Origin of the sequence: Streptomyces sp. NPDC102437 (assembly GCF_044765565.1) — a bacterium.
In the GTDB taxonomy this organism is placed as follows: domain Bacteria; phylum Actinomycetota; class Actinomycetes; order Streptomycetales; family Streptomycetaceae; genus Streptomyces.
This window is the reverse complement of sequence record NZ_JBIWKI010000012.1, coordinates 1-25,398: the sequence shown is the minus strand read 5'-3', so window position 1 is coordinate 25,398 and position 25,398 is coordinate 1. Positions and strand designations below refer to the sequence as shown.

The window sequence follows — 25,398 nt, the reverse complement described above, 5'->3', positions numbered from 1 at the left end:
CGGCTCTAGTCGATCACGGGAGGAACAACACCGTCGTCCCCCGTGGCCCACGTCTCTTCGTCATCGGCGAGGTATCCCGGGTGCGCGCCGTCACGTCGCCGTGTGCCCTGGGACACGCCGCCCATCGCACCGCCCATCGGACCCATTGCACCGCCCGTTCGCGGCGATTCGCGGACGAGTCCGGATCCACCCGGGGTGAACTCCCGTCCAGCCCCCGGCTGCGTTCCGCGTGGTGTCCGCACGGTGCCACCGGGCTCGGTGACGAGCCGTTGCGAACCGCCGCCCATCATTCCGTGACCGGTCGACTGTCTCTCGCCGCCGATCACCGTGCCACGCAACGAGCCCCGGACCGGGCCGCCCGCGGTCCGGCCCTGGGCCGGCGTACCGCCGTGGATACCGGTATCGGTCCGGGTCGTCATCGGAGGCCGGACGCCTTCGACGCCACCCCGGCCGGGAGTGCCCATGGGAGGCCGGACGCTTTCAACGCCGCCCCTGTCGGGGTTGATCGTCGGAGGCCGGACGTGTCCGATGTCGCCCTTGCCGCCCGGACCGTTGGGGGGAATACGCCCGGGGCCGCCTCCGGGACCGAACGGACCTGGAGGCGAGGGCATCACCACGGGCGGAAGAGGCGTCTGGTGCCCGCCACCACTCGGGCCCTGCGGCGGAATCCCAACGGTGGGCGGAACCGTGGTAGGCGTCGGGGCCTGCGGCATCGTCACCGTGTCGATGTTCGTCCCCGTGGTGTCCGGGACCCCGGGCACCGCGGTGACGTGCTGCGGCGTGTGGATCACGGGTGTGCCGTCCACAGAGGATGGGGTGACGCCGTCGGGACGCACGGTGGTGTAGTGGTGATCGACCGTCGATGTGCTGCCGTTCTGCGCACCTGTCACTGAGTTCGTACTACCGGAATCGCTTCGCGGAGCGCCGTAGCGCGTCTGCGAGTTGTCGACCGGCCTGGCCGGAACGACTTCCTCCGGCAGCGGCCTGAAGTTCGGCTCCTCCTGCGAGGAGATCGACTGCTGTGCCATCAGGTAGTACGAGGCGAGCTTGTTCATCTGCGGAATGGCTTCGTTCCGCGCCGTCTCGACGGCCTTGATCCGGGCCTTTTCCTTCTCCGCGTCCGCGAAGCACATCTGCACGGCGTCAGGGTGGCCCTGAATCACCTTGGCCACCTCGCTGAGGGCCTGGCCGGCCGTCTGCAGCGAGGTGCCCGCGGTGCCGGCGTAGTCGGCCAGCTTCAGGGTCTCCTTGGCGAAGTCGTTGCCCCACTCGCGGAAGGCCTCACCGCCCGCGCCCTTCCAGCCCGTGGTACGACCGACGTGCTCCTTGAGCTCGGTGCCGATCTTCTCGATCTCGGTCTGCGCGTCGACGAGAGCGGTGCCACGGCTAATGATCGCCGTGGCGTTGACGCCACTGACCATGTTGAGCATGTCGTAGTAGGACGCATGCTCGAAGTCGCTGGTGTTGTAGCAGGCGTTGAGTGGTGGCAGCTTCTTTGAGTCACCCATGGTTACCCCTGTCCCCCGTTCACTTCAGGTGTTACAAGCCGTCTGATCCGCTGGACGAACCCCCACCGGTCTCGTCCTTGCGCTCTGCGGGCGCTCCCGGATCCTTGTCGGCTTCCGGCTTCTTGTAGTAGATCTCGGTGCGCTGCTGGATGGCGTGCAGGCGCTCGGAGTGTTCCTGGTCGACGTTCTCGTAGCCGCGGTCGGCCATGTCGACCGCGATGCCCATCGCCTCCAGCTGATCACCGAGCGTCTTGGACAGCAGCTCCAGGCGCGCGTGCACCATGTCGTAGGCACTCGACAGCCCTATGGCCTCCGGGAAGCCGGTGCCGTACGCGGCGGGTGTGACCTTCTGTTCAGTGATGCGGGTGTGCGCGGCCGGTGACCCGTCGAGCTTGATCAGCAGATTGTCCACACGGGTCTTGAATTTCTGCAGGGACTCGGTGGGCGCCGCCAGATCCGGCGCGCTCGGCCCCTTGCCCGGAAGGAACGGGCCGTACATCGGCGGCTTCGGTCCATCGTCCGGAAGTTGAGAACCCATGGAAGCACCTCCCCTAAAGTGCCGCGGAACCGCCCGCACGGGTGTGGGACGCGGTCAGCGCATCCCACACCCACAGCGTGCCGGTTCCGTCGTGATTCATCTGAGCCTGGGTCAGCCGTGGAAGCGCCTGGCCTGGGCCAGGTCATTCGCGCGGTAGCCCTCGGTGGCTTCCATGAGCTTCCTCGAAATGGTCGTCAAGGTCTCGTGCATGTGGTTCACCTTGAGGTCCCAGCCACTGTGCCGGTCGTAGAACGCCTGCTGCGTCTCACCGTCCCAGGTGGCGACGACGGCCTTGACCTTGGCGTTCAGCTCGCCGAGCTGGGTCTTGATGGTGTCGGCGGTCGACTTGACCTGGTTAGAGGCTTCGACGACCCCGGAGTACGTGATCTCCATTGAAACGGTCTCCTGATGCGAGGCGGGATGAGGACGGGTTACGAAGAGACCTGGAAACGGTCCAGAACGCCGTTGCTGCCCAGGTTGCCGCCGTCGACACCCTTGAAGCTGTTGAGCCGCTCCACTTCCTCCGCGTCGAAGCCGTCACGGCTCATCTGAACGGCTTCCTTGGTGAAGGCGAGGAGCTCCTTCAAATTGCGCACGTCGAGGTTGACCTGTGTCTGGAGGCCGTTGTACGCGTTGGCCGCAATGCCCTTCCAGTGGCCTTCGACGGCGTCGATGACCGCGTTGAGGCTGGTGATCCTGCCTTCGAGCGTGTCATGCATATGGCCGAGTTCGCCGATGAGCTTGTCGATCTGATCGGCTGAAAGCTTGAGCTTGTCTCCCATAACGCACCTTCCCCCATGAATCGGATGTCGCGGATTGCCCGAATGTCGGGTGCCACGTTTGCATCGGACCAAAGTTGTCAATTATCACTTTAGCTGCGGCCGCTACTGATTCCAACCGCCATAGTTCTGCACCGAGTTGTTGGGCATTCACCTAATCCCGGCGGCGACGGTCCCTCAGCACGATAGCGGTGCCCGCGATCACTGCGACGAGTAGGCCCGTGGTGGCCATCGCGTAGACCGAGAACCGGGTGATCCGCTCCTGCCGGGTCTCCCCCAACTGGAGGGCGATCGGCTCCGGTCCGACGGGACCGTCCGACACCGCGCGGTCCGGGGTGGGTGCGCTCGGCGGGTGTTCGTCGTCGTTGAGGGCGCGCACCGGATCGACCACTCCCCACCCGATGAAGTCGTCCCGCCCCTTGACCGCGCGTTCGGCGGTCTGCTCGATCTGGGCGACCACCTGGGACTGCGTCCAGCGCGGGTGCTTGGCCCGTAGGAGGGCGGCTACTCCGGCGACGTAGGGGGCCGAGAAGCTGGTGCCGTTGTCGACACACTGACCGCCCTTCGGGACGGTGGACACCATGTCGACGCCCGGCGCCGCAACCCCCACGAAGGCTCCGATCTGGGAGAACGGCGCCCGCTCGTCGTTGCGGTCCGACGCGGCCACCGCCAGGACGCCCGGATAGGCCGCCGGGTACGTCGCCTTGACCTGGCCCGCGAGACCGTCGTTACCCGCGGACGCGACCACGACGATGTCGTTGCTCAGGGCCTCGCGCACGGCAAGCGCCAGGTCGGAGTCGGCTCGCAGGGGCTTGGCGGTGTCCTGGGAGATGTTGATGACGCGGGCGCCCTTCGCGATGGCGTGGCGGATGGCCGCGGCCATCGTCGCGGCGGTGCCGGCGCCCTTGTCGTCGTTCTGCCGGATGGGGATGATCGTCGCTTCCGGAGCGAGACCGACGAACCCCGTGCCCGGACGTGGGCGGGCCGCGATGATGCCGGCGACCTTGGTGCCGTGGCCGACGAGATCGGATGTGCCATCACCACCACCTCCCTTGCCCTTGGATGCCGAGCCATCCGCGGCCGGGTCCTGAGACCCGTCCTTCGACGGCGGAAGCAGATCGGTCCCGGACGCCCGGTCGACAGCGGACTTCAGCTGCGGATTGGTGTCGTCGACACCGGTGTCGATCACCGCGACCCGGACCCCCTTTCCCTTGGTGTCCTGCCAGAGCTGGTCGAAGACCAGTCGCTGGAGCGCCCAGGGACGGCCCTGGATCTGCTTCTTCATCGGAAAGGTGCACTCACCGCTGCCCTCGGAACCCGTCTGCGGGTCGGAGTCCAGGGCTGCCGCGGGAGACTGCGCGAACCCAGGCAGGCCGACGCCCGCCGCGCACATCAGGAGCAGCACGACGGCCGAAGAACGGAATCCGTTGCGTGTGATCATCACGCGCTTCCTCCTCTCCGTTCTCAGGAACTCTGGGGCTGTTTGGCACTGTTGGTGTCGAGCCGGGGTCCCTTGGGCAGAAGGCCGGACCAGTTGTCCGGCACCGGCAGCGGCTTGACGTCCTTGTAGCCGAGCCTGGTCTGGGCCTGGTTGATCTCGGCGGCCTGCTCCTCCGGCGTCATGGGCTTCTCGGTGGTCCCGATCTTCGAGGGGTCCGCGCTGCTGTCGTTGTTCGTCTGCACGGCGTAGCGCAGCCCGGTATCCGTCACCAGAAAGAGCGAACCGGTGGTGGTGGAAGTTCCGTTGAACTGCCGGTACAGCACACCGCTGCCCGGCGTGACGTAGGCGCTGGTGGCCCCGTCCTGGAAGCGGACCGGATACCCGGGACCGGCCCAGGTGGTCAGTTTCGGCACGCCCGCCGAGGTGACGCCGTGCAGCACGTTGCAGACGGTTCCGGTCCGGGCCGACGTGTCGTTGGCCTGTGTCGGGACGTTCTTCGGCCAGCCGTACTTCGCGTAGAACTCGTCCGGGGAAGAGGTGAAGGACTGCGGTCCGACTTCGGTGGCCTGTGCCTTCTGGCCCAGCACCGCCGCCTCCGGGCTCGTCAGGAGCAGCCTGGCGACGAGGTCGGACACAGGCGCGACCGCCCGCGGCAGGACGACGTAATGCTGCATGCCGGTACCGGCCACGGCTTTGAGTACCGTGCCCACCTTGTCCAGGCGGGGGTCCAGGCCGCTGACGCCGGCCGGGTCACCGACCTTGCCGGGCAACCTCGGGAAGTCGATGGGCTTGCCGGCATGCAGGGTGGCGAGCCAGTCCTTGGTGACCTTCTGGGGCTGTGCGCCCTCGCTGAACAGTGAGCGGCGCAGCACCTCGTCGCGGGCCGAGGGCTTGTCGCCTCCGGTGGTCCCGATGGCGTGCTGCGTGCCGTCCGCATCCACCAGGTAGCGCGTGCCGCCCCCGCCGTCCGCCTCGACGTAGAGGGCCTGGCCGCCGTGGAGCTGCTGCTTGCCGCCCACCTTGTCCGCTTCTCGGTCGGCGAGCAGGAAGACCGCCTTCTGCACGGTGTCACCGGCACCGGCGCCCGGCTGCTCGCAGACCGCCCAGAGCTTGTTCCGGCCCGCCTCGTCCGCGCTGGGCAGCCGGTCGGGTGCGTACGGGATGCCGAGCATCGGACCGCGCTGCAGCTTTCCGCTGTCCAGCTCGGACTCCGCCACCTGGATCACCGAGGACTTGTCCGGGTCCAGGAGCAGTTTCGCGGAGGAGAAGTTCAGCACCGGGTGCAGGCGCTTGACGCCTTCGGTCTCCAGGACGACGTATCGGGTTGTCGATTCACTGCCGACGATGACGTGGGCACCGGGGTCGTCCCAGCCGTTGGGTACCTTGGGCTTGAAGATCCCCCAGGCTCCGAAGCCTGCCACCAGCAGGGCGCCCACCACCACTCCCGGCAGCACGGCCCGCAGCGGGCGCGGCGCCCCCTCGTCCGAATTGGCTGCGGACGGTTGCAGAAAGGCGGCGACCAGCCGCTTCTTCGCGAAGGTGTAGGCATTGAGTTCGTCCCGCCGTGATGCCATCTGCCCTATTTCTCCCCGTGGTTGTAGATGCCTCGCGAACCGCCCCCACTATGCCCGCCGCCGCTCGTCCACCGCCGTGCGGGTACATGCTTCAAGGAGTCGGCCGACACCCCGGCCCGACCGGGCGGGCCGTGAACCCCCCTTCGAACCCCTCATCGCCGGGCGTGGGACAGTGGGCGGTCGCGGGCCGGTGTGCCGATAGCGTCGGTCCGACTCGCACACGCCTTAGTGCCGTGACACGGAGGGACATACCGGGGGATGAGCAGCGCGACGACCGCAGTGATGAGTGTGCACCCGAAGCCGGGGCGGATCGGTGGAGTGCGGCTGCACCAGGTGGTGTTGATGGAGGTCGCCGGCGCGCTGATGCTTGTCGCGTGGGTGACGAACAGGATCCTGTTGGTGCCGATGGGCCTGGTCGCGGCGGCGCTGGTGCTGCTGGCGGTTCTGCGGCGGCGGGGGCGGCCGGTGATGGAGTGGTTCACCACCATCCTGGCTCTGCGCCGACGGCTGAGGGCCGCGCGGCAGCCGTGGTCCGCGGAAGGGGTGGACCCCGCGCTGGCGCCGGTCGTCGAATGCGAGGCGGCGCTGCGGACGTACGCCTACACCGACCGGCAGCGCGAGCGCACGATCGGGATGGTGGGTGACGGAACGTTCCTGACAGCCCTGCTGCTCGTGCAGCCACGGGACGAACCGCTGCGGATGGCCCGGGACGCGCGGCCGCTGGAACTCGGGTTGCTGCACGACGCCCTGGAGGTGGACGACATCCGGCTGGAGTCGGTGCAGGTCGTGCAGCACACACAGCCCGCGCCCGGACCGCATCTGCCTGAACAGGCCGCGGCGGCACGGTCGTACGCTCCGCTCCAGGCCCAGGCCGGTACCCCCGCGATCCGGCTGACGTGGATCGCGCTGAAACTCGACCCGGAGCTGTGTCCGGAGGCGGTGCGGGCACGCGGCGGCGGCATCGACGGAGCGCAGCGCGCGCTGTTGCGGGCCACGGATCAGCTGGCAAGCCGCCTGGTAGGGGCGGGGTTCGACGCTTCGGTACTGACCGAGGCGCAGGTGACGTCCGCCCTCGCGACCTCGGCCGGGGTGAATCCGCAGGCCAGCGCGCTGGCGGTGCGGACGGATGCGCCGCAGCGGCGCACCACGGAATCCACCCGCGCCTGGCGCTGCGACGACCGTTGGCACACGACCTACTGGGTCGGCCGCTGGCCGCACCTGGGCGCGGGTGCTGCGCCAGCGGCACAACTGGTGGCACTCCTGACGTCGATGCCGGCGCTGGCCAGCACATTCAGCCTGACGGTGTCGCGCGGGTCCGGTGGCACACCGGCCGTCAGCGGACACGTTCGCCTCACCGCCCGCGGGAGTGATGAACTGGTGTCGGTGCGACGGAAGTTGGAGCGCGCCGCGCGAGGAGTGAAGGTCGGCCTCGTACGGCTGGACCGCGAACAACTGCCCGGCGTGCTCGCCACCTTGCCCCTCGGAGGTACCCGTTGACCACCCACCCCAGGACGCCCTCCGCCACTGCCGCTCCGGCTGCTTCCGCCCCACCGGTGGCCGGACGGGGAAGGGCCGGGTTCGGACTGCTCGGCCCACGCCGCGACCGGCACGTACTGCCCGTGGAACAGCTCGCCGCGCTGTCGCTGCCGCTCGGTGACGACGGAGTCGTAGCGGGCGTCGACGCGAAGGGGAAGCCCGCGGTACTCGGCCTCTTCCGCCCCGCTCAGCTCGATGTCGTGGTCATCGGCAGTCTGTGGACGACGCAGGTACTGGCGCTGCGCACAGCCGGCACCGGTGCGCGCGTCGCCGTCGAGACGGCCAGGCCGGAGGCGTGGACGGGACTCGCGCAGGCCGCGGGCGGCGGGCAGCAATGCATGACGGTGCACGACGTCAAGCAGGTGGGACCGCAGGGCGCGTCGGTCACCAGCCCCGTCCTGGTCGTGAGGGACTGCGGCATGCGCCCGCCGCGCAGCCGGCTGGCGACCGGACCGTGGCAGTCCGTGCTGACGCTGCTGCCGTTCCTGGGCCCGACGGCGCCGAGGCTGCTCGGCAACGCGGGACTGGTCGGGATCCAGCGGGTCTCCCCGGAGGAGGCCGCGGTCCTCGCCCGGATTCTGCGGCTGCCCCAGGTACAGGCGGAGGCGCTGCCCGTACTCGGCGACGACATGGTGCTGTGGTGTACGACTCAGCACCGGAAGCTGGTCAAACTGCAACCGACTGACGTCGAGGCAGGGCTCCTCGGAACCCCGCGCCGCCTGGACTGACTTGATCCTCGACCTGTGCAGCGGGTCCGCGGGACCACGGGTCCGCAGGTCCGCGGGTCCGCGGGTCCGCGGGTCCGCTCGTCGGGGAGCACAGCTGGTGCCGGGGCGTCGCCCGCCCATGACGGCGAGGAAATCCGGCGCTGGACGGCCACGCCGGTGTGGACCGGAAGCGGGCCGCCCCCGAACCGCTCGTGCTCGACGCCGTGCCGGCCGATCACGAGCGGTTCGGCTGCCGCCCCCGCCTCCTGGACCGTCTCAGTCCGGCAGTACCGGCAGCAGCTCCGGAAGGTGCCCGTCGGACGCCGCCGCCGCCGACACCCGCTCCTCGGGAACCTCCCCGTACAGCGTCGTACGCGGCTTCGCGGGCCGGCCCGCGAGTTCCGCGATGGCGATCAGGTCCTGGATGGAGCGGTACGAGCCGTAGCTCGACCCGGCCATCCGGGAGATGGTCTCCTCCATCAGGGTGCCGCCCAGGTCGTTGGCGCCCGAGCGGAGCATCTCGGCCGCGCCCTCCGTGCCGAGCTTGACCCAGCTGGTCTGGATGTTGGTGATGTGCGGGTGGAGGAGCAGCCGGGCCATCGCGGTGACGGCCCGGTTGTCGCGGTCGGTCGGGCCGGGGCGGGCGATGCCAGCGAGGTAGACCGGCGCGTTGGTGTGGATGAACGGCAGCGTGACGAACTCCGTGAAGCCGCCGGTCTCCTGCTGGAGACGGGCCAGCGTCCGCAGGTGGCCGAGCCAGTGGCGCGGCTGGTCCACGTGCCCGTACATCATCGTGGAGGACGAGCGCAGGCCCACCTCGTGGGCGGTCCTGATGACTTCGAGCCAGGTCGCGGTCGGCAGCTTGCCCTTGGTGAGGACCCAGCGGACCTCGTCGTCCAGGATCTCGGCCGCCGTACCGGGGATCGAGCCGAGCCCGGCCTCCTTCGCGGCGATCAGCCAGTCGCGGATGGACATCCCGGTGCGGGTGGCGCCGTTGACGACCTCCATCGGAGAGAAGGCGTGCACATGCATGCCGGGCACTCGTTCCCGTACCGCCCGCGCGATGTCGAAGTACGCGGTGCCGGGCAGGTCCGGGTGGATGCCGCCCTGCATGCAGACCTCGACCGCCCCGACGTCCCACGCCTGCGCCGCCCGGTCCGCGACCTGGTCCAGGGAGAGGGTGTACGCGTCGGCGTCGGTGCGCCGCTGGGCGAAGGCGCAGAAGCGGCAGCCGGTGTAGCAGACGTTGGTGAAGTTGATGTTCCTGGTGACGATGTACGTGACGTCGTCGCCGACCACGTCGCGCCGCAGGGCGTCCGCGATCCGGCAGAGCTCGTCGAGCGCCGGGCCGTCCGCGTGGAGCAGGGCGAGCGCCTGCTCGTCGGTGAGCTTCGTCGGGTCGTCGGCCGCCTGGCTCAGCGCCTCGCGCACATCGCCGTCGATCCGGGACGGCACCATGCCGGGCGCGGCGGCCTCGCGCAGCGCCTCCCAGTCCCCGTACACCTCGTCGAAGTCCTCGCGGCGGTCGCCGGTGCGGCCCTCGGTGTCGATGGTGCGGTGCAGGTCGGTGCGGCCGGTGGCGCCGAACTCCTCGTCGGGCTCCTGCCAGGGCAGTCCGGCGGGGGTGGCGTCCTCGCGGGCGAGCCCCGTCTCCGGGTCGGCGAGGGCGCGGACGTGCGGGAGGAGGCGGGGGTCGAGCCACGGCTCGCCGCGCCGGATGAACTCCGGGTAGATGGTGAGCCGCTCCCGCAGCGCGAAGCCCGACTCGGCGGTCCTGGCGGCGAGTTCGTCGATGTGCGGCCAGGGGCGCTCGGGGTTCACATGGTCGGGGGTGAGCGGTGAGACGCCGCCCCAGTCGTCGATCCCGGCGCCGATGAGCAGCGCGTACTCCGCGTCGACGAGGTTGGGCGGGGCCTGGATGCGGGCGGACGGGCCGAGGATGTGCCGGGCCACGGCGATGGCGGCGGCCAGCTCCTCCAGCTCGGCGTCCGGCATGCCGCGCATCGCGGTGTCCGGCTTGGCGCGGAAGTTCTGGACGATGACTTCCTGGATGCCGTGGTAGGCGCGGGCGGTCTTGCGCAGCTCGAAGAGGGAGTCCGCGCGCTCCTCGTACGACTCCCCGATGCCGATGAGGATGCCGGTGGTGAACGGGACGTTGGACCGCCCCGCGTCCTCCAGCACCCTCAGCCGCACGGCCGGCTCCTTGTCCGGGGACCCGTGGTGCGGGCCGCCGGGCTCGGACCACAGGCGGGTGGCCGTCGTCTCCAGCATCATCCCCATGGACGGCGCGACGGGCTTGAGCCGCTGAAGGTCGGTCCAGCTCAGTACGCCCGGGTTGAGGTGCGGGAGCAGCCCGGTCTCTTCGAGCACCCGGATCGCCATGGCGCGGACGTACGCGAGGGTGTCGTCGTACCCCTCGGCCTCCAGCCACTCCCGCGCCTCGGGCCACCGGTCCTCGGGCCGGTCCCCGAGCGTGAACAGCGCTTCCTTGCACCCCATGGCCGCGCCCTCGCGGGCGATCTCCAGCACCTCGTCGGGCGAGAGGAACATCCCGTGGCCGGCGCGCCGCAGCTTGCCGGGCACGGTGACGAAGGTGCAGTAGTGGCACTTGTCGCGGCAGAGCCGGGTCAGCGGGATGAAGACCTTGCGCGAGTACGTGATCACCCTGGGCCGCCCCGCGGCTTCCAGCCCGGCGTCCCGTACCCGGGCCGCCGAGGCGGCGAGGTCGGTCAGGTCCTCCCCCCTGGCCTGGAGCAGAACGGCGGCCTCGGCCACATCGAGAGCGACACCGTCACGGGCCCGCTTGAGGGCACGCCGCATGGAATTGGTCGTCGGACGTCCGCGCTGAGGATCGGTCATGAACCGAGCATACGAGCGAGCCCCGCGCCCCGGACCAGGGCATCTGCCCCCGGAGCTCAAGCGGCTCCGGCGGGCTTGAGCCGTCTGAGTACCGGGGCTGAGCTGCGTCAGGCGGCCGAGGAGCGCCCGCCCGCTCCGATCCCACCCGGACCGCCGCCTTCGTGCGCGGTGAAGGAGAACGCCGAGGTGTCGCCGTCCAGATCAATGGTGAGCGAGGCGTCCAGAGCCTTGGCCAGGCGCGTCAGAAGAGCCAGGGTCGGAATGGAGTCGCCGCCCTCGATATTGGAGATCTGCGGCTGCGTCATCCCTGCGCGACGGGCAAGCTCGGCCTGCGACAGCCCGAGTTCGGTCCGTCGGTCATAGACAGCCTGCCCCAGCGCGAAGGCGTACCCGGCCTCGACATAGGCGGACGACTCCTCGACTACCTCCCCCAGAAGCTTTCTGGTCTGCCGTGTCTTCCACTGGGAGTGATCCATGACTATGCCTCCTCGCTCCGGTCGTATGTGTGCGCGGCCGCACCATGATCCGCCTCGCACACCTTTTGGGCCAGCTGAGCGCGCTCGACCTCGGCAGTCTCACGTTGTTTGGTCTTCCGGAACACCGTTTATATAGACGGGATTCGATCCGATTCCTCGCCACGTCGGCCGATGCTCACGGCACCGCGTCCGATTCAGCCCACGCTGCCTCGCCGACCACCCTGGCCGGTCGTGACTGCCGTGGGGCGGCCCAGCCGGGCTGGGTGGCCCGCGCGGATCAGCGCGCGGCGGGCCGGCGTCGGCCGACACCACACACGGCTTGACCCTCACGTTGCGTGAGGCCGGAGGGTGGGGTGCATGAGCGACTACTACAACGCGTTCGAGATGAGTCCCGTGCCCACCCCCGGCCCGGATGCGGTTCCGCCGGAGCTGTTCCGTGGCATTTATGGAATGCCCGCGTTCGCGACGATCCCCACGACCGATCTGGCGGTTTCGGTGGACTTCTGGACTCGTGGGCTCGGTTTCTTCGAGCTGTTCAGCATCCCCGGCACCCTCGTACATCTGCGCCGGTGGGCGTTCCAGGACGTACTCCTTCTGCGGGCGGAGAGCGTTCCGGAGCAGGCGCCGGCGATGAGCGTCAGTTTCTCGTGCGTGCTCAGCCAGGTCGCTTCCCTTGTCGAGGCCTGTCGTGCGCTGCGCCCGGAATCGGTGGACGGTCCACGGGACACTCCCTGGAACACCCGCGACGTGGAGGTGATCACCCCCGAGAACGCACGGATCGTTCTCACCGCGGCGAAACCCTTCGATCCGGCCGGTCAGGAGGCGCGGAACCTTGAGGCCATCGGGATCACCCCGCCTGACACCGGTCGCGGCGACAATCAGGAGCATGCCTGATTCCACTGACGCCGACGGTCTGCCCGTCGGTCAGGTCGCGACGCGCCTGGGCGTGACGGTCCGCGCGCTGCACCACTGGGACGAGATCGGTCTCGCGCGGCCGTCGCTGCGCACGGCTGCCGGATACCGGCTCTACACCGCTGGTGACCTGGAACGCCTGCACCGCATCGTCGTCTACCGCGAGATCGGTCTCGGCCTGGACAGGATTCGGGCCGTCCTGGACGACTCGACCGCAGACGTACCCGGCGCACTGCGCGCGCAGCGCACCCAGGTCACGGAACGGATCGAACGCCTCCAGCAGCTCGGCGCCGGACTGGACCGGATGATCGACGCCCACGAGCGCGGCCTGCTGCTGACCGCGGAGCAGCAGGCCGAGATCTTCGGCCCCCGGTGGGACCCGGACGGGCCCGCCCTGGCCCGTCAGCGCTGGGGGGACACGACGCAATGGCGGCAGTACGCCGAACGCTCCGCATCCCGTGGCCCGGAGGAATGGCAGGCCATCGCCGATGCCGTCGCCGCCCTCGACCGCGCCCTCGCCGATGCGATGGACGCCGGCGTCACACCTGGCAGCCCGGAGGCGAATCACCTCGTCGAGCGGCACCGCGAAGTCTTCGCCTCGTACTTTCCCCTCACCAGGCAGATGCAGGTCTGTCTCGGCCGCATGTATGAGGCAGATCCGGCGTTCGCCGCCCACTACGACGGCATCCGCACCGGCCTTGCCACGTGGTTCCGTCACATCGTCGACGCCGACGCGCGCGCCCACGGCATCGACCCCGACACCGCGACCTGGGAGTAGAGCGCGCGGGGCCGGAGGCGTCGGTCAACGGGCTGCGGAACGCCGTGAGTTCAGGTCAGCTCGTCAGCGAGCAGATCCATCAGCAGACCGTCCTGCCAGGCGCCCGTCCGGTGGTTCCGCCAGTACGCCCGCATGATTCCCACGGGTTTGAACCCGACCTTGCCGTAGCAGCGGATCGCCGCCGAGTTGGCCGCGGCTGGATCGATGGTCAGCCGGTGATGGCCGCGTTCCCGCACCAGCCAACGGGCCAGCGTGCGCACCGTGTCGGTACCGAGGCCCTTCCCGTGGTGCCTCGCCGTCAGGAAGATGTCGATGCCGGCGTGGCGGAACTCGGGATCGTTCTCCTCATTGAACTGGACGGCGCCGATGACCTCGCCCTCGAAAACGACAGCCAGCATGCGCTCGTAGCCGTCCGGGGGCGACCACCACTCCGCGACTTCCGGTTCCCTCACGACCCCTTCGAGGATCGCACCATCACCATCGGCCACCGGCCGCAGCACGACCTTGTCCCCACGCAGCTCCATGCGCTCATTCTTCCCGAGAGGTACGGAGAACGCCGAGGCAATTCCGTCCAGCTCCCGGCCACGGAACGCGGCCGGGCCCGCCGGAAGACGCCGGCGACCCCGCTGGCCGTCTTCCCGCCCGTCTCCGCCTGGGTCAGCGGCACAGCGCCGTGTCGACGGCGGCCTCCACCCGCTGTGAGGCTGCACCCGTCGGGGCGGTGGTCACCGCGATGCCGGCGGCGCGTCCGTCCTCTGTGACGCCTCCTCGTGTCCGGTATCCCGGGGCGGTTCCGCCGTGACCCCAGTAGACGCCGCCACATGACAGCGGCGTGCTGGTCAGGCCCAGTCCGTAGCGGACGCCGGGGCCACGTGCCTCTGCGGGGACGGTGGTGCGCATCTGGGCGAGCTGGGCCGGGGGCAGGAGTTCGCCGTCGAGGAGAGCGCTGTAGAAGCGGTTGAGGTCGCTGTTGGTGGATACCAGAGCACCCGCCGCCCACGCCATGGACATGTCCATGTTGGTGTAGTCGGTCAGAGGTCCGTCGGCCGCTTCCCGTTCGTAGCCCTTGGGGTGGGGCTCGTGGATGGTCGTCTCTCCGGGGGCGGGGAAGTAGGTGTGGCGCAGTCCGATGCGGTCGATGATGCGCCGGTCGATCTCCTCGCCCATGGGGCGGCCGGTGACCTTCTGGATGATCAGGCCCGCGACCAGGTAGTTCGTGTTGCTGTACTCCCACTTCGCGCCTGGGGAGAAGTGGGCCTTCTGCGCGAGGGCGCCGTCAATAAGGTCGCGTGGCTCGAAGTACCGGTACCGGACGGCGGGGAAGTCCGCGAAGACGGGGGACTCCATGTATTCGGGCAGGCCGCTGGTGTGCTGGAGGAGCTGGCGGACGGTGATGTGGCGTCCGTCGATCCCCTCACCGCGCAGCAGGCCGGGCAGGTAGGTGTCGACGGGGGCGTCCAGGGCGATCTTCTTCTCGGCGACCAGCTGCAGCACGACCACGGCCGTGAACGCCTTGGTGTTGCTGCCCGCCCGCACCTGCCCGTCCTTGGGTACCTTCGCCCCGGTCCTGAGGTCGCCGACACCCGCGGTGTAGTGACGCATCCGGCCCTCGCGGTCCTCGACGCTTGCCAGCGCGGCGGGTATCTTGTCGTCGGTCACCAGGGCGTTCAGGCTTTTCTGAACGGGGTCCGGCCTGGCGGCGGAGGCCGCGGACGGCAACAGCGCACCGGTGGTCATGACAGCCCCGGTGAGCACGGTCACGGCCAGCAAGGCCTTACGCCTGCCACCTCGCGAGAGCGCGGGACGAAACCTCGGCGATACACGTGCGTGCATGGAACAACTCCTGTCGTGACAGTGAAGAGCGATCGAAGAGCGAGTCGGTGCGCGCCCCAGTGACGGTGGCGGATTCCGACTCCGGGACCGGATACGGGCTCTTGCAGGATGTGGGGCAATGTCGGACGGGCCGTCGCTCCGGTGACCTGGCAACGCTCGTGAGCACGGGCCCGCCGGGGTACCGGTCGCCGTTCCCGCGAGCGGGAGCGGCGACCGATACCGTCAAGCGCCGATACCGTCAAGCGCCGATGGCGGCAGGGCCCGCCCACCGGCCTGACCCGCCCTCATCGGGCGCCTGCGGCCCGCGGTGCGGGAGCGGCGGCTTTCCGGTTGGGGCAGTGAGGCTTTCAGCGGCACAGGGTCGTTTCGACGGCGGTCTGCGAGTGCTGTGCGGCGGCGGCGTCGGTCGGGATGGCGGTCAGTGCGATGTTGACTGCACGGCCGTCCTCTGTGACACCTCCCAAGGTGTCGTATCCCGGAATGGTGCCGCCATGGCCCCAGTACAGGCCGCCGCACGGCAACGGCCTGCTGGTCAGGCCCAGTCCATAACGGACACCCGGGCCGGCCGCTTCTGCGGGAACGGTGGTGCGCATCTGGGCGAGCTGGGCCGGGGGCAGGAGTTTGCCGTCGAGGAGGGCGCTGTAGAAGCGGTTGAGGTCGCTGTTGGTGGAGATCACCGCACCCGCGGCCCAACCCCAGGACGGGTCGAGTTCGGTGACCTCGCGCCAGGGCGAGTCGGCTGTGTCCCGGTGGTAGCCCTTGGGGTGGGGCTCTTGGATGGTCATGTCTCCGGGTGTGGGGAAGTAGGTGTGGCGCAGTCCGATGCGGTCGGCGATGCGCCGGTTGATCTCCTCGCCCAGCGGGCGGCCGGTGACCTTCTGGATGATCAGGCCCGCGACCAGGTAGTTCGTGTTGTTGTACTCCCACTTCGCGCCCGGGGAGAAGTGGGCCTTCTGTGCGAGTGCGCTGTCGAGGAGCTCGCGCGGCTCGTAGTACCTCTGCCGATCCTTGAGGATCGCGCGCGTGTCCACGTATTCGGGCAGGCCGCTGGTGTGCTGGAGGAGTTGGCGGACGGTGATGTGGCGTCCGTCGATCCCCTCACCGCGCAGCAGGCCGGGCAGGTAGGTGTCGACGGGGGCGTCCAGGGCGATCTTCTTCTCGGCGACCAGCTGCAGCACGACCACGGCCGTGAACGCCTTGGTGTTGCTGCCCGCCCGCACCTGCCCGTCCTTGGGTACCTTCGCCCCGGTCCTGAGGTCGCCGACACCCGCGGTGTAGTTACGCGTCCGGCCCTCGCGGTCCTCGACGCTTGCCAGCACGGCGGGCATCTTGTCGTCGGTCACCAGGGCGTTCAGGCTTTTTTGAACGGGGTCCGGCTTGGCGGCGGAGGCCGCGGACGGGAACAGCGCGCCGGTGGTCATGACGGCCCCGGTGAGCACGGTCACGGCGAGCAAGGCCTTACGCCGGCCACCTCGCGAAAGAGTGGGACGGAACCTCGGCGATACATGTGCGCGCATGGAACAACTCCTGTCGGTAGGGGAACAACTTCAGTGGGTCAGGGAGAGGTGGTCGTGGTGCGCCCGGCCTGCCGGTGGCGGCCTGGTCCTGTGATGGTGGCGGCGCATGGAGGAACGGCCCTTCTTTGTGCCCCCGCCCGAGGACGGGGAGCATGGGAGAGGCGGGACCTGGTTCCGCTACGTGATTCGAGGAGACCCTCGGCGGCGCAGCAGCCGGCGGGCGGGCAGCATGACAGCTGCCGTGCCTGACAGGAACACAGTGCCGAGTACGGCCGCGCAGACCGAGGGGGACACCGACAGCGCGGACAGACCGGTCACCGCGCCGCCGAAGGTCAGCAGCGTCACCGCTGCGACCAGGGAGCCGACGGCGGCCCCCGTACCGAGTACGAGGCAGGTCTCCAGCCGCAGCATTGCCAGAACCTGGCCGCGGGTTGCGCCGATGAGCCGGAGCAGAGCCAGTTCACGACGGCGGGACGCGGTGGCGACGGCCAGTGTGGTCACTACGCCGATCAGGGTGAACAGGGAGATCGCCGCGACTGCGAGCAGTCCGGGCAGGCCCTGCTGGCGGGCTTTCTCGGTGAGAGCCGCACCGTACTGCCCGGCGGACGTGGCATGGGTCCCGGGGAAGCGGTCGAGCACCGGTCGCAGGTCGGCTTCTCCCTTGACCAGGAGGTAGTCGTCGTGGCCCGCGTCGGTGACGTGGGCGGCGACCACATCGTGAGGCAGCAGGACATCCCCGAAGCCTTGGCCCCGGTCGTAGACGGCTGCCACCTTGGGGTGGATCAGGGTGCCGTCGCCGAGCCGGAGAGACACGGTCGAACCGACGTCGGCCGCGCTGCCGACGTTCGAACTGAGCGCGACCGTGTTCTTGCCGCGCAGGCTCTTCAGCGAGCCCGCCTTCACGCCTGGGTCCAGGTTCGACAGTGCGCCCTTCACCCCTTGGGCGGGCAGGGACTGGAGCTGGTCCGCGAGCGACATCACCACGGTGGTGCGTTTCACTGCGGTTACGGTGCCCGGCCCGGCCGTCTTTTTCACTGCCTGGTACATGGCCCGGGGCACGCCTGGCCCGTTCGAGACGAGGACGTGGTCCGCGCGCAAACCCGCAGCTGCCTGCGTCCGGGTGGCGTTGACCGCGGTGGTCTGCACGAACAGCTGGCTGGCGCCGAAGGAGAGCGCGAGCGCGATCGGTGTGATGACCGAGGCGAGTCGCACGGCCGCAGCGGTGGCCGTGTCGGTGGCAAGCCGCCCTGGGACCGGGAACAGCAGACGCATGATCGGGCCGAGGACAGCGATGCCCGTTCGGGCTATCCAGGGGCCCAGCAGAGCTGCGGCCCAGATGAGGGAGAGTACGAGTCCGCCCATGGCCGCGGTCGCCACCTGCCCGCCGAACGCGAACGCGGTGGCGGCCGCACTGAGACCGACGACCAGGAACACCAGGCCGGTGACCATGCGCCAGCGCGGTAGCCGGGTCGGTTCGGTGGAGGTCTCGCTCACGGCCTTGGCCGGCTGGATCCCGGAGATGCGTCGTGCCGCGAGCCAGGCGGAACCGACTGCGATGAGGACCGTGAGCGCCAGGGCACCGACAACAGGAAACGGTCCCAGAGCGAGCCCCAGCCCCGGGGGCAGGACGCCCTGCTCGACCATGAAGCGGTGCAGCAGGGTGCCGAGCCCGAGCGACAGCAGACCGCCCACGAGCGACGCCGGTACCGCGACCTTGAGTGTCTCGCGGACGATCACCCGGCGGACCTGCCGGGGGGTGGCACCGATGGCGCGCAGGACAGCGAGCTCGCGGGTCCGGTCTCGTACGGACGTGTCCAGGAGACCGGTCACGATCAGCAGCACCACCAGGAGGGCGACACCGCCGATCGACGCACACACGCCGATCAGGTCGGGTCGTGCCGCCGCCACCTCCGGGTTCTCGACGTCGCCGCGGCCCGCGCCGGTCGCGACGACGAGACCGGGGGCGGCTGCCTGCAGCGACTGGGCGGACGTCCCCTTCGTGCCGAGAACGACCAGTGCGTCCGCGCGCTCGGGGCGGCCGCTGAGAGCCTGTGCCGTGCGCTGGCTGAACCAGACATCGTGGCCTGCGGCGGACCGGCCGGCCACCAGACCGCTGACTCGGTAGGGCTCCGGCGCCCTGCCGCCGGCCTGGAGACGGATGGTGTCGCCGACGGCCCTGCCGCTGCCGGAGTCCACCGCGACTTCGTGTTCCGCCCGCGGAGCCCGGCCGTCGCGCAATTCGACAGCGGTGAGCGCGGTCGCGTCCCAGCCGCGGCCGGTCCGCACGGCCCCGTCGGCGGTGACGACCGGCAAAGAGACGTCCGCGACCACCTTGGTGACTCCCGGTACTGTGCGTACCCGGTCCGCCACCGATACCGGTACCCGGGCCCGTTCCACCAGTGGCCTGGCATCGGTCTGGCCGTCCCGGACGGTCTCGACGCGCTGGCTCGCGGCGACGACGGCCACGGCGTGCTCATAGCGGTCGGCCGATCCGTGCGCCCGTAGCGCGGACTCCAGCAGGACCCCGAACGCGCCCGTCAACGCAGCCGCGCACAACAGTGCTGCCGCCACTCCGGCGGCGATCCCGCGCCTCACAGCGTGCCCCAACGGGCCAGGACGGTTGCGGCGGACGGAGTCGTGAGCTCGTCGACGATTCTGCCCCCGCTCAGGAAGACGACGCTGTCGGCCCAGGACGCGGCCACCGGGTCGTGGGTGACCAGCACGACCGTCTGTCCCATCTCGTCGACCGCGTCACGCAGCAGTTTCAGGACGTGCTCGGCCGACCTCGGATCGAGCGCGGCCGTCGGCTCGTCGGCGAAGATGATCTCCGGGCGGGTGACAAGCGCTCGGGCGACCGCCACGCGCTGCTGCTGGCCGCCGGACAGACGTGCTGGAAGCCGGTCCAGGTGGTCGGCCACCCCCACCCGGTGGACGACTTCGTCCAGCCAGCGCCTGTCCGCCTGGCGGCCGCCGAGGGACAACGGGAGGGTGATGTTGCGCTCGACGTCCATCGATGGCATGAGGTTGTAGCCCTGGAAGACGAACCCGATCCGTTCGCGGCGCAGCCGGGTCAGCTCCGTCTCGCGGAGCCCGCCCATGTCCAGATCACCGAGCCGTACCGTTCCGCTGCTGGGCCGGTCGAGACCGGAGGCGCAGTGCAGGAAGGTGCTCTTGCCCGATCCGGACGGACCCATGATCGCGGTGAGACTGCCCTTGCGGAACCCCCAGCTGACCCCGTCCAGCGCGGTCACCTCGCCGTAGGACTGGGAGACCTTCTCCAGGGACACGGCGAACGGCGTGGCCTGGGTCGTCGTCATCGGTTGCATGATGGGTCCTTCGGTTCCCTCGATCGGTCAGAACGAGTACCGAAAGTAATCGCGCAAGCCAAGCAGACGGCAGCGGTCTCTCTCCCGAACCGGGGGTGTAGCGGGCTCCACCTGCCAGGTGTAGCGCGCACTTATGACAAGGGAACACCCGTGAAGTACCGTCTTGACCCATGGACCTGAAGGCAAGGGCACTCCACAGCCTACGATCCGCGAGGTATCTGCTGGGTGGGCTCACCACCGCTCTACCTTCGCTGGCCGGTTACGTTCTGTTGCCGCTCGTCTGCTTCTCGCTGATCTTCGCGCCGATCCTTCCGTGGGCGGTGCAGCCGCTGCGCGCCTTGGCCGATGTCGAACGCCGACGCGCCGAACGCGTTCTCGGCCGCCCCGTACGCCGGCCCTACCCGACGCCCGAAGGCAACGCCTACCAGCGGACGCTCCAACTGCTGCGGTCCCCGGGCACCCGCAAGGACGTGGCATGGATGCTGGTCCACGGCGTCGTAGGGCTCGTCCTTCCCGTCCTCGTCCTGGGAGTGCTGCTCAGTCTGCTGCTGACGCTCTCCATCCCGCTGTGGTGGTGGACCCTGCCCGGCGGAACCCTCACCCTCCTCACGGCCCCCATCACCACCTGGATGCAGGCGATCGTCCTGTCCGCGGTGTGTGCCTGGATCTTCGCCGCCCTCTTCTTGTGGCTGGCCCCCGCCATGGTGAAGCTGGAGACACGGGTCGCGGAGACCATGCTCGGTACGTGGACCGGCGCCGGCCGGCGGATCGAGGAACTGACCACCTCGCGCGCGGGAGCCCTCCAGGCCCACGAGGCGGAACTCCGACGGATCGAACGCGACCTCCACGACGGCACCCAGGCGCAGCTCGTGGCGGTGGCCATGCGACTGGCCCTGGCCGACCGTCGGTTCGACAAGGACCCCCAGAGTTCCAGGAAAATGGTGCTTGAGGCCAGGACCACCATTGACGAAGCACTTGTCCAACTGCGCACCGTCATCCGCGGTATCCACCCGCCGATCCTCTCCGACCGGGGACTGAACGGAGCCATCCGCTCCCTGGCCGCAGGCCGGCCGATCCCCACCACGCTGGATCTGCCCGAGACCGACCGCCGTCCCCCGGCCGCCGTCGAGGCGGCCGCCTACTTCGTCGTCGCCGAGGCGCTGACCAACATCGCCCGGCACAGCGACGCGAGCCGTGCTCAGGTGTCGCTCCGGTACGACGGCCCCACGCTGCGCGTCGTCGTGCGGGACGACGGGTGCGGCGGGGCCGCACCCGGCTCCGCCTCGGGCAGCGGACTTGCCGGGATACGTCGACGGGTCGCCGCCCTGGACGGTACGACGAGGATCGACAGCCCTGTCGGTTCCGGAACGACGATTGAGGTGGTGCTGCCGTGCGGATCGTGATCGCGGAGGACAACGTCCTGCTCCGCGAGGGCCTGATTCTGCTCCTGGAGGACGTCGGGCACGAGATCGTGGCCGTCGTGGGAAGCGGGCCCGAGATTGTCCCCGCCCTGCTGGAACACCGGCCGGACGTCGCCGTCCTGGACGTCCGGCTGCCGCCCGGATTCCGCGACGAGGGGCTGCGTGCCGCCATCGAGGCCCGGAAACTCGTTCCCGGCCTGCCGCTCCTGGTGCTCTCCCAGTACGTCGAGGAGAGCTACGCCGCTGAACTGCTCGGACAGGGCGCCTCGGGGATCGGCTACCTGCTCAAGGACCGTGTGGGGCACATCGAGGAATTCCAGGACGCGCTGGAGCGCGTCGCTGCGGGTGGAACGGCGCTGGACCCCGAGGTCGTCTCCCAGCTGATGAGCCGCCGGGACCCGCTCGACGCGCTGTCCCCCCGCGAACGGGAGGTCCTCGGGCTGATGGCGCAGGGCCTGGACAATCCCACGATCGCCACGACCCTGTTCATCACCGAACGTTCCGTCAGCAAGCACATCGGCAGCATCCTCGCCAAGCTGAACCTGCCGCCGAGCGACAGCGGTCACCGCCGGGTCCTCGCGGTGCTTGCCTACCTGAACGCCTGACCCGCGTCCCGTACGGCCGTCCCGTACGGCGACGTGTCCGTCACCGCGTGGGTGTAGCGGGCTACACCTCAGGTTCGGGGGGACGGTCCGATGTGCCGACCGGGGGCGCGGGGAGAAGGTGAACGGCGTAAGAGATCCCACCCCTGCCGCCCCTCGGGCCGCCGGGGGGCGCACAACAGGAGGAACCCCTGATGAAGCCCGTGCTCTGGCTGCTGCTCTCCGTCTCCACGGTGGCGGCGGTCTACGTCAGCACCTTCGCCCACTACACCGGTACCACGAGGGTCCTGGCCGGGGTCGGCACCGGCGTCGTCTTCGTCGGATCGGCGCTGGGACTGTGGCTGACCAGCGGCAAGAAGTGACCCGTAGCGGCGAGAGCGCCTGAGGAGGGGGTGTCCGGCAGTGAGCCGGACACCCCCTCCTCACGCGTGACGCGGAAAACGGACACCACCTCGGGAGGTGTAGTCCGACCACTCCCGACCGGGGAGTCATCCCTGCCGTTCACTGATCAACCCCCAGGAGCTGGCCGAGCTGGAGGATGCACTGGCTCTTGCCCAGTACCAGGCGCGCCAGGCCACCGGCGCCGTGGAGACGGTCCCGCATGACCAGGTCCGCGCACGACTTGGCCTGGAGCAGCGTTGACGTAGTCGAAGAGGCCCAGGTCACCGTCATCGTGATCCACGTCGGCCGCCTCGGCTGACTTCACCGGGTCGTGGCGAGCTCGGCCCAGACCGTCTTGCCGACGACCCGGTCCTTCACGCCCCACGCGGTCGCCAGTGCCCCGACCAGGTGCAGGCCGAACCCCGATTCCGCGCTGGGACCGGAGGGCCTGGCCTCCGGCCCGCGTTCCCCTTTCGCGTCCGACACCTCGATACGGAGCGTGTCCGCGAGAGCAACGAGCCTCAGCTCGAAGTCCCGTCCTGGTACGAGCCCGTGCAGCACCGCGTTGGCCGCCAGCTCGGACACGATCACCGCGACGTCCCCGGAGAGCTCGCTCCCGTACGGGACACCCCACACGTCGAGTTGGTGCACAGCAAGCCGACGGGCGAGCCGGGCGCCCCGTCGGGTGGCGCTGAAGCGTTGGACGAACTCGGCGCCCACAAGGGTGATTTCGGCGTTCATGTGACTCAGCGTGTCCGGTTGCTCGTACGCTGACCAGCAGTGACACCACGACGCCGAATAGCTGTACGGGCACGCCCGGTCGGCTGTACGGGGCGTCGGCCGTGACCGGGCGAGCAGAGAGCGGTGCGGGGCAGATGGAGAAGGAAGTGCGGCCCGAGCGGCCGGCCGAATCGGATGGAACGGCGCACCTCTTCAAAGCGCTGGGCAAACAGATCAAGGTGCTGCGCGAACGCTCGGGCCTGAGCCAGAAGGACTTGGGCCTCGCGGCCCACTGCGGGGAAGACCTGATCTCGGCGATGGAGCGGGGCGTGCGTACGCCTCAGCCGGAGTTCCTGATCCGCGTGGACCCGCTCCTCGATGCGGGTGGGGTGCTGTGCGCCGCCGTCGACGAGGTGCGGGAGGCGCTGGCGCGGGCGCGGACCCGTCACCCGGACTGGTTCCGGGGCTTCGCGCGGGTCGAGGCCGATTCTGTGGCACTCCACGAGCACGCAAACCAGGCAATTCCTGGCCTGCTCCAGACAGAGGAGTATGCACGGGCGGTGTTCGCGAAGCGTCGACCTTTGCTGGACGAGCAAACCGTGGAGAAGCGCGTCTCGGACCGACTCGCCCGACAGCAGATCTTCGAGCACTGGCCCCAGCCGACGTTTAGCTTCGTGATCGAGGAAGCAGTCATCCAACGCCCGCTCGGTGGACGAGCTGTCCACGCTGGCCAACTCCTCCGGATGAGCAAGATCAGCCGGATGCGAACAGTGGAGCTTCAGGTGATGCCCACCGATCGAGACGAACACCCTTCCATGGACGGCCCGTTCACCCTCTTGACCCCCAAGGGCCGCAGTGAGGTTGCGTACACGGAGATCCAGGGGCATGCCCGGCTCATCACCGACCCGGACGAGGTCCGCCTGTTCAGCGAGCGCTATGGAATCATGCGAGCGCAGGCTCTCACCCCGAGGGAGTCCCTGACGCTGATTGAGAAGATGCTGGGAGAGCAATGAACACGGAGCAGCTCCGCTGGTTCAAGAGCAGCTACAGCGGCGGCGAGGGCGGAACCTGCGTCGAGGTCGCCTACGACTGGCACAAGAGCAGCTACAGCAGCGGTGGCGGCGGCGAGTGCGTCGAGGGCGCGACCTGCCCCACCACCATCCACGTCCGCGACTCCAAGAACACCCAGGGCCCCCACCTCGACGTCGCCCCCGGCGCCTGGTCCGCGTTCGTCACCTACGCGCAGCGGGGCTGAGGTCGGCCGGCTCGCGCCTAAGGGTTGTCCCGCAAATGATCGGTGCTTGGTTCTGGACGTGGTCGACGCCAGGTCCGGCCTCGGTTATCCGGCGAGATTGAGGTTGTGGAGCCGTGCGATGCCGAGCATGGCGTGGTGGACGCCGTCGCCTTTGAGGCGGCAGTCGCGGAGGATCTTCCAGGTCTTCATGCGGGCGAAGACGTGCTCGACGCGGGCGCGGACCTTCTTGTGGGACTTGTTGTGGGCCTGCTTCCAGCCAGGCAACTCCTCGCCCTTGCGGCGCCGGTGGGGCATCACGAGCCCGGTGCCCGGATAGCCGCCGTCGGCGATGGTCATGGTTGTGCCGACGGCGGCCTTCGCGCCGGACTCCGCCCATGCCTTGCAGTCGTTGCGGTTGCCGGGCAGGGGCCGGCCGACCACCACGACGAGGCGGGTGTCGGCGTCGATGACGACCTGGTGGTTGGTGGAGTACCGGTAGTTCTTGGACTGCTCGGCAACGGTGTGATCGCGGGTGGGCACCAGGGTGCCGCCCACGATCAGCACTGTGTCTTTCGCGAACCGCTCGCGGGGCTGGAGCGCGAGCGACGGGCCGAGGTGATCGATGATGCGGTCGGCCGCGGACTTGGGGATACCGAAGAGCGGAGCCAGTTGTCGCATGGTCAGGTTCGTGCGCCAGTAGGCCGCCACGAGCAGCACTCGGTCCTCCAGTGGAAGGGACCACGGTCGGTCCTTGCGGACCGGATCCGCCCCTTCTCGGCGCAGAGCGGTCACCAGCTTGCCGAAGGAGCGCGGGCTCAGCCCGGTGAACGGGGCTATCCAAGACGGCTCCGACGCCGCGATCACACCAGCCACACCAAGATCATCTCAGCCGCGACCAGGGGCGGCTCACATACGAACGCTTAGCCGCAGGTTAAGCAGGTGGCGTAGACGAGCAGAGGCACCACGAAGGGTTCCGAGCCTCCTCACCTCGTCCACCTCAAGTTCCAGCCGGTCGGCGAGAGCGAGTACGGCAGCGTAGGGCCGCTCGCCTTCCTCAAGCTTCGCTGCAAGGGCATCGAGGACTGCTCGAAGAACGACGGGGTCTGCGCCGGGATGCTCTGCCAACAGGCGAAGCAGCCTGTTGTCGTTCCAGACGCTGTCTGAACCGCCCCGGGTTCGGTAGAGATCTCAGATTGTGGTTGTGACCTGGGGTTTCGTGGATTCCATGTAGTGATTGGCCTCGTACTCGACGGGCG

The 25,398-nt window shown here is 69.4% G+C and carries 24 protein-coding genes and 1 pseudogene; 9 read left to right on the top strand and 16 right to left on the bottom strand.

Annotated elements, in window-relative coordinates; all coding sequences use genetic code 11:
* Positions 1–5 precede the first annotated feature (5 nt).
* The 6 genes from ACIRJP_RS17170 to eccB form a co-directional block, all read right to left on the bottom strand.
* Positions 6–1,508 (bottom strand): WXG100 family type VII secretion target, encoded by a 1,503-nt coding sequence (locus tag ACIRJP_RS17170; RefSeq protein ID WP_404174137.1) that lies wholly within the window; start codon positions 1,506–1,508, stop codon positions 6–8.
* A 31-nt stretch (positions 1,509–1,539) separates the two neighbouring features.
* Positions 1,540–2,046, bottom strand: a complete 507-nt coding sequence (locus ACIRJP_RS17165; protein WP_404174134.1) for a hypothetical protein — start codon at positions 2,044–2,046, stop codon at positions 1,540–1,542.
* A gap of 111 nt (positions 2,047–2,157) precedes the next feature.
* Positions 2,158–2,439 (bottom strand): WXG100 family type VII secretion target, encoded by a 282-nt coding sequence (locus tag ACIRJP_RS17160; protein WP_404174131.1) that lies wholly within the window; start codon positions 2,437–2,439, stop codon positions 2,158–2,160.
* A gap of 38 nt (positions 2,440–2,477) precedes the next feature.
* Entirely contained in the window at positions 2,478–2,828 is a 351-nt protein-coding gene (locus tag ACIRJP_RS17155) for a WXG100 family type VII secretion target (protein WP_356082933.1), read from the bottom strand.
* 151 nt (positions 2,829–2,979) lie between these two features.
* Positions 2,980–4,110, bottom strand: a complete 1,131-nt coding sequence (gene mycP, locus ACIRJP_RS17150; protein WP_404174616.1) for a type VII secretion-associated serine protease mycosin — start codon at positions 4,108–4,110, stop codon at positions 2,980–2,982.
* 179 nt (positions 4,111–4,289) lie between these two features.
* A complete protein-coding gene (eccB, locus tag ACIRJP_RS17145; RefSeq protein WP_404174128.1) occupies positions 4,290–5,840 on the bottom strand; it encodes a type VII secretion protein EccB in 1,551 nt (516 codons plus the stop codon).
* Positions 5,841–6,158: 318 nt separating this feature from the next.
* On the opposite strand from eccB, the gene eccE reads away from it, so the two are divergent.
* A complete protein-coding gene (gene eccE, locus ACIRJP_RS17140) occupies positions 6,159–7,337 on the top strand; it encodes a type VII secretion protein EccE (RefSeq protein ID WP_404174613.1) in 1,179 nt (392 codons plus the stop codon).
* 56 nt (positions 7,338–7,393) lie between these two features.
* The gene (locus ACIRJP_RS17135; RefSeq protein WP_404174125.1) at positions 7,394–8,104 is read left to right on the top strand and encodes a hypothetical protein; all 711 of its coding nucleotides are present in this window, start codon (positions 7,394–7,396) and stop codon (positions 8,102–8,104) included.
* 255 nt (positions 8,105–8,359) lie between these two features.
* On the opposite strand, the gene ACIRJP_RS17130 is transcribed toward ACIRJP_RS17135, so the two are convergent.
* The 3 genes and pseudogenes from ACIRJP_RS17130 to ACIRJP_RS17120 form a co-directional block, all read right to left on the bottom strand.
* Positions 8,360–10,942 (bottom strand): bifunctional FO biosynthesis protein CofGH, encoded by a 2,583-nt coding sequence (locus ACIRJP_RS17130; RefSeq protein WP_404174121.1) that lies wholly within the window; start codon positions 10,940–10,942, stop codon positions 8,360–8,362.
* Positions 10,943–11,049: 107 nt separating this feature from the next.
* Positions 11,050–11,418 (bottom strand): helix-turn-helix domain-containing protein, encoded by a 369-nt coding sequence (locus ACIRJP_RS17125; protein ID WP_404174118.1) that lies wholly within the window; start codon positions 11,416–11,418, stop codon positions 11,050–11,052.
* A 2-nt stretch (positions 11,419–11,420) separates the two neighbouring features.
* Positions 11,421–11,546, bottom strand: a pseudogene (locus tag ACIRJP_RS17120) (type II toxin-antitoxin system RelE/ParE family toxin); the annotation flags it as partial.
* Positions 11,547–11,775: 229 nt separating this feature from the next.
* On the opposite strand from ACIRJP_RS17120, the gene ACIRJP_RS17115 reads away from it, so the two are divergent.
* Together ACIRJP_RS17115 and ACIRJP_RS17110 are read left to right on the top strand one after the other, a co-directional pair.
* The gene (locus ACIRJP_RS17115) at positions 11,776–12,312 is read left to right on the top strand and encodes a VOC family protein (protein ID WP_404174115.1); all 537 of its coding nucleotides are present in this window, start codon (positions 11,776–11,778) and stop codon (positions 12,310–12,312) included.
* Positions 12,305–13,108: a MerR family transcriptional regulator gene (locus ACIRJP_RS17110; protein WP_404174112.1), complete on the top strand. Its 804-nt coding sequence runs from the start codon at positions 12,305–12,307 to the stop codon at positions 13,106–13,108. The genes ACIRJP_RS17115 and ACIRJP_RS17110 overlap by 8 nt, the downstream gene beginning before the upstream one ends.
* 50 nt (positions 13,109–13,158) lie before the next feature.
* On the opposite strand, the gene aac(6') is transcribed toward ACIRJP_RS17110, so the two are convergent.
* From aac(6') to ACIRJP_RS17085, 5 genes are all read right to left on the bottom strand, one after another.
* Positions 13,159–13,632 carry an aminoglycoside 6'-N-acetyltransferase gene (gene aac(6') / locus ACIRJP_RS17105; RefSeq protein ID WP_404174109.1) on the bottom strand — a complete coding sequence of 158 codons (474 nt, stop codon included), beginning with the start codon at positions 13,630–13,632 and terminating at the stop codon, positions 13,159–13,161.
* Positions 13,633–13,765: 133 nt separating this feature from the next.
* Positions 13,766–14,941 carry a serine hydrolase domain-containing protein gene (locus tag ACIRJP_RS17100; protein ID WP_404174106.1) on the bottom strand — a complete coding sequence of 392 codons (1,176 nt, stop codon included), beginning with the start codon at positions 14,939–14,941 and terminating at the stop codon, positions 13,766–13,768.
* A 347-nt stretch (positions 14,942–15,288) separates the two neighbouring features.
* Positions 15,289–16,458 (bottom strand): serine hydrolase domain-containing protein, encoded by a 1,170-nt coding sequence (locus ACIRJP_RS17095; protein WP_404174103.1) that lies wholly within the window; start codon positions 16,456–16,458, stop codon positions 15,289–15,291.
* Positions 16,459–16,635: 177 nt separating this feature from the next.
* The gene (locus tag ACIRJP_RS17090; protein ID WP_404174100.1) at positions 16,636–19,053 is read right to left on the bottom strand and encodes an FtsX-like permease family protein; all 2,418 of its coding nucleotides are present in this window, start codon (positions 19,051–19,053) and stop codon (positions 16,636–16,638) included.
* Positions 19,050–19,775: an ABC transporter ATP-binding protein gene (locus ACIRJP_RS17085; protein ID WP_404174097.1), complete on the bottom strand. Its 726-nt coding sequence runs from the start codon at positions 19,773–19,775 to the stop codon at positions 19,050–19,052. The genes ACIRJP_RS17090 and ACIRJP_RS17085 overlap by 4 nt, the downstream gene beginning before the upstream one ends.
* A gap of 179 nt (positions 19,776–19,954) precedes the next feature.
* Between ACIRJP_RS17085 and ACIRJP_RS17080 the strand changes: the two genes are divergently transcribed.
* From ACIRJP_RS17080 to ACIRJP_RS17070, 3 genes are all read left to right on the top strand, one after another.
* Positions 19,955–21,187, top strand: a complete 1,233-nt coding sequence (locus ACIRJP_RS17080) for a sensor histidine kinase (RefSeq protein ID WP_404174094.1) — start codon at positions 19,955–19,957, stop codon at positions 21,185–21,187.
* Positions 21,175–21,810 (top strand): response regulator transcription factor, encoded by a 636-nt coding sequence (locus ACIRJP_RS17075; protein ID WP_383768393.1) that lies wholly within the window; start codon positions 21,175–21,177, stop codon positions 21,808–21,810. Before ACIRJP_RS17080 ends, ACIRJP_RS17075 begins: the two co-directional genes overlap by 13 nt.
* A gap of 191 nt (positions 21,811–22,001) precedes the next feature.
* On the top strand, positions 22,002–22,169 hold the full coding sequence (locus ACIRJP_RS17070) for a hypothetical protein (RefSeq protein ID WP_404174091.1): 168 nt from the start codon (positions 22,002–22,004) through the stop codon (positions 22,167–22,169).
* Between the two features lie 340 nt (positions 22,170–22,509).
* Here the strand turns inward: ACIRJP_RS17070 and ACIRJP_RS17065 are convergent, their stop codons facing one another.
* The gene (locus tag ACIRJP_RS17065; protein WP_404174088.1) at positions 22,510–22,929 is read right to left on the bottom strand and encodes an ATP-binding protein; all 420 of its coding nucleotides are present in this window, start codon (positions 22,927–22,929) and stop codon (positions 22,510–22,512) included.
* Between the two features lie 134 nt (positions 22,930–23,063).
* Here ACIRJP_RS17065 and ACIRJP_RS17060 point away from each other — a divergent pair, with 134 nt between their 5' ends.
* Both ACIRJP_RS17060 and ACIRJP_RS17055 read left to right on the top strand, forming a co-directional pair.
* On the top strand, positions 23,064–23,921 hold the full coding sequence (locus ACIRJP_RS17060) for a helix-turn-helix domain-containing protein (protein ID WP_404174085.1): 858 nt from the start codon (positions 23,064–23,066) through the stop codon (positions 23,919–23,921).
* On the top strand, positions 23,918–24,163 hold the full coding sequence (locus ACIRJP_RS17055; RefSeq protein WP_404174082.1) for a DUF397 domain-containing protein: 246 nt from the start codon (positions 23,918–23,920) through the stop codon (positions 24,161–24,163). Before ACIRJP_RS17060 ends, ACIRJP_RS17055 begins: the two co-directional genes overlap by 4 nt.
* Positions 24,164–24,247: 84 nt before the next feature.
* On the opposite strand, the gene ACIRJP_RS17050 is transcribed toward ACIRJP_RS17055, so the two are convergent.
* A complete protein-coding gene (locus tag ACIRJP_RS17050) occupies positions 24,248–25,015 on the bottom strand; it encodes a transposase (protein WP_404174079.1) in 768 nt (255 codons plus the stop codon).
* Positions 25,016–25,398: the final 383 nt, after the last annotated feature.

What these genes read in the sequence shown, in the direction of transcription:
- ACIRJP_RS17170 (WP_404174137.1), bottom strand. Translation starts at nt 1,508, where the DNA reads ATGGGTGACTCAAAGAAGCTGCCACCACTCAACGCCTGCTACAACACC.
- ACIRJP_RS17165 (WP_404174134.1), bottom strand. Translation starts at nt 2,046, where the DNA reads ATGGGTTCTCAACTTCCGGACGATGGACCGAAGCCGCCGATGTACGGC.
- ACIRJP_RS17160 (WP_404174131.1), bottom strand. Translation starts at nt 2,439, where the DNA reads ATGGAGATCACGTACTCCGGGGTCGTCGAAGCCTCTAACCAGGTCAAG.
- ACIRJP_RS17155 (WP_356082933.1), bottom strand. Translation starts at nt 2,828, where the DNA reads ATGGGAGACAAGCTCAAGCTTTCAGCCGATCAGATCGACAAGCTCATC.
- mycP (WP_404174616.1), bottom strand. Translation starts at nt 4,110, where the DNA reads ATGAAGAAGCAGATCCAGGGCCGTCCCTGGGCGCTCCAGCGACTGGTC.
- eccB (WP_404174128.1), bottom strand. Translation starts at nt 5,840, where the DNA reads ATGGCATCACGGCGGGACGAACTCAATGCCTACACCTTCGCGAAGAAG.
- ACIRJP_RS17130 (WP_404174121.1), bottom strand. Translation starts at nt 10,942, where the DNA reads ATGACCGATCCTCAGCGCGGACGTCCGACGACCAATTCCATGCGGCGT.
- ACIRJP_RS17125 (WP_404174118.1), bottom strand. Translation starts at nt 11,418, where the DNA reads ATGGATCACTCCCAGTGGAAGACACGGCAGACCAGAAAGCTTCTGGGG.
- ACIRJP_RS17115 (WP_404174115.1), top strand. Translation starts at nt 11,776, where the DNA reads ATGAGCGACTACTACAACGCGTTCGAGATGAGTCCCGTGCCCACCCCC.
- ACIRJP_RS17110 (WP_404174112.1), top strand. Translation starts at nt 12,305, where the DNA reads ATGCCTGATTCCACTGACGCCGACGGTCTGCCCGTCGGTCAGGTCGCG.
- ACIRJP_RS17100 (WP_404174106.1), bottom strand. Translation starts at nt 14,941, where the DNA reads ATGCACGCACGTGTATCGCCGAGGTTTCGTCCCGCGCTCTCGCGAGGT.
- ACIRJP_RS17095 (WP_404174103.1), bottom strand. Translation starts at nt 16,458, where the DNA reads ATGCGCGCACATGTATCGCCGAGGTTCCGTCCCACTCTTTCGCGAGGT.
- ACIRJP_RS17085 (WP_404174097.1), bottom strand. Translation starts at nt 19,775, where the DNA reads ATGACGACGACCCAGGCCACGCCGTTCGCCGTGTCCCTGGAGAAGGTC.
- ACIRJP_RS17080 (WP_404174094.1), top strand. Translation starts at nt 19,955, where the DNA reads ATGGACCTGAAGGCAAGGGCACTCCACAGCCTACGATCCGCGAGGTAT.
- ACIRJP_RS17070 (WP_404174091.1), top strand. Translation starts at nt 22,002, where the DNA reads ATGAAGCCCGTGCTCTGGCTGCTGCTCTCCGTCTCCACGGTGGCGGCG.
- ACIRJP_RS17065 (WP_404174088.1), bottom strand. Translation starts at nt 22,929, where the DNA reads ATGAACGCCGAAATCACCCTTGTGGGCGCCGAGTTCGTCCAACGCTTC.
- ACIRJP_RS17060 (WP_404174085.1), top strand. Translation starts at nt 23,064, where the DNA reads ATGGAGAAGGAAGTGCGGCCCGAGCGGCCGGCCGAATCGGATGGAACG.
- ACIRJP_RS17055 (WP_404174082.1), top strand. Translation starts at nt 23,918, where the DNA reads ATGAACACGGAGCAGCTCCGCTGGTTCAAGAGCAGCTACAGCGGCGGC.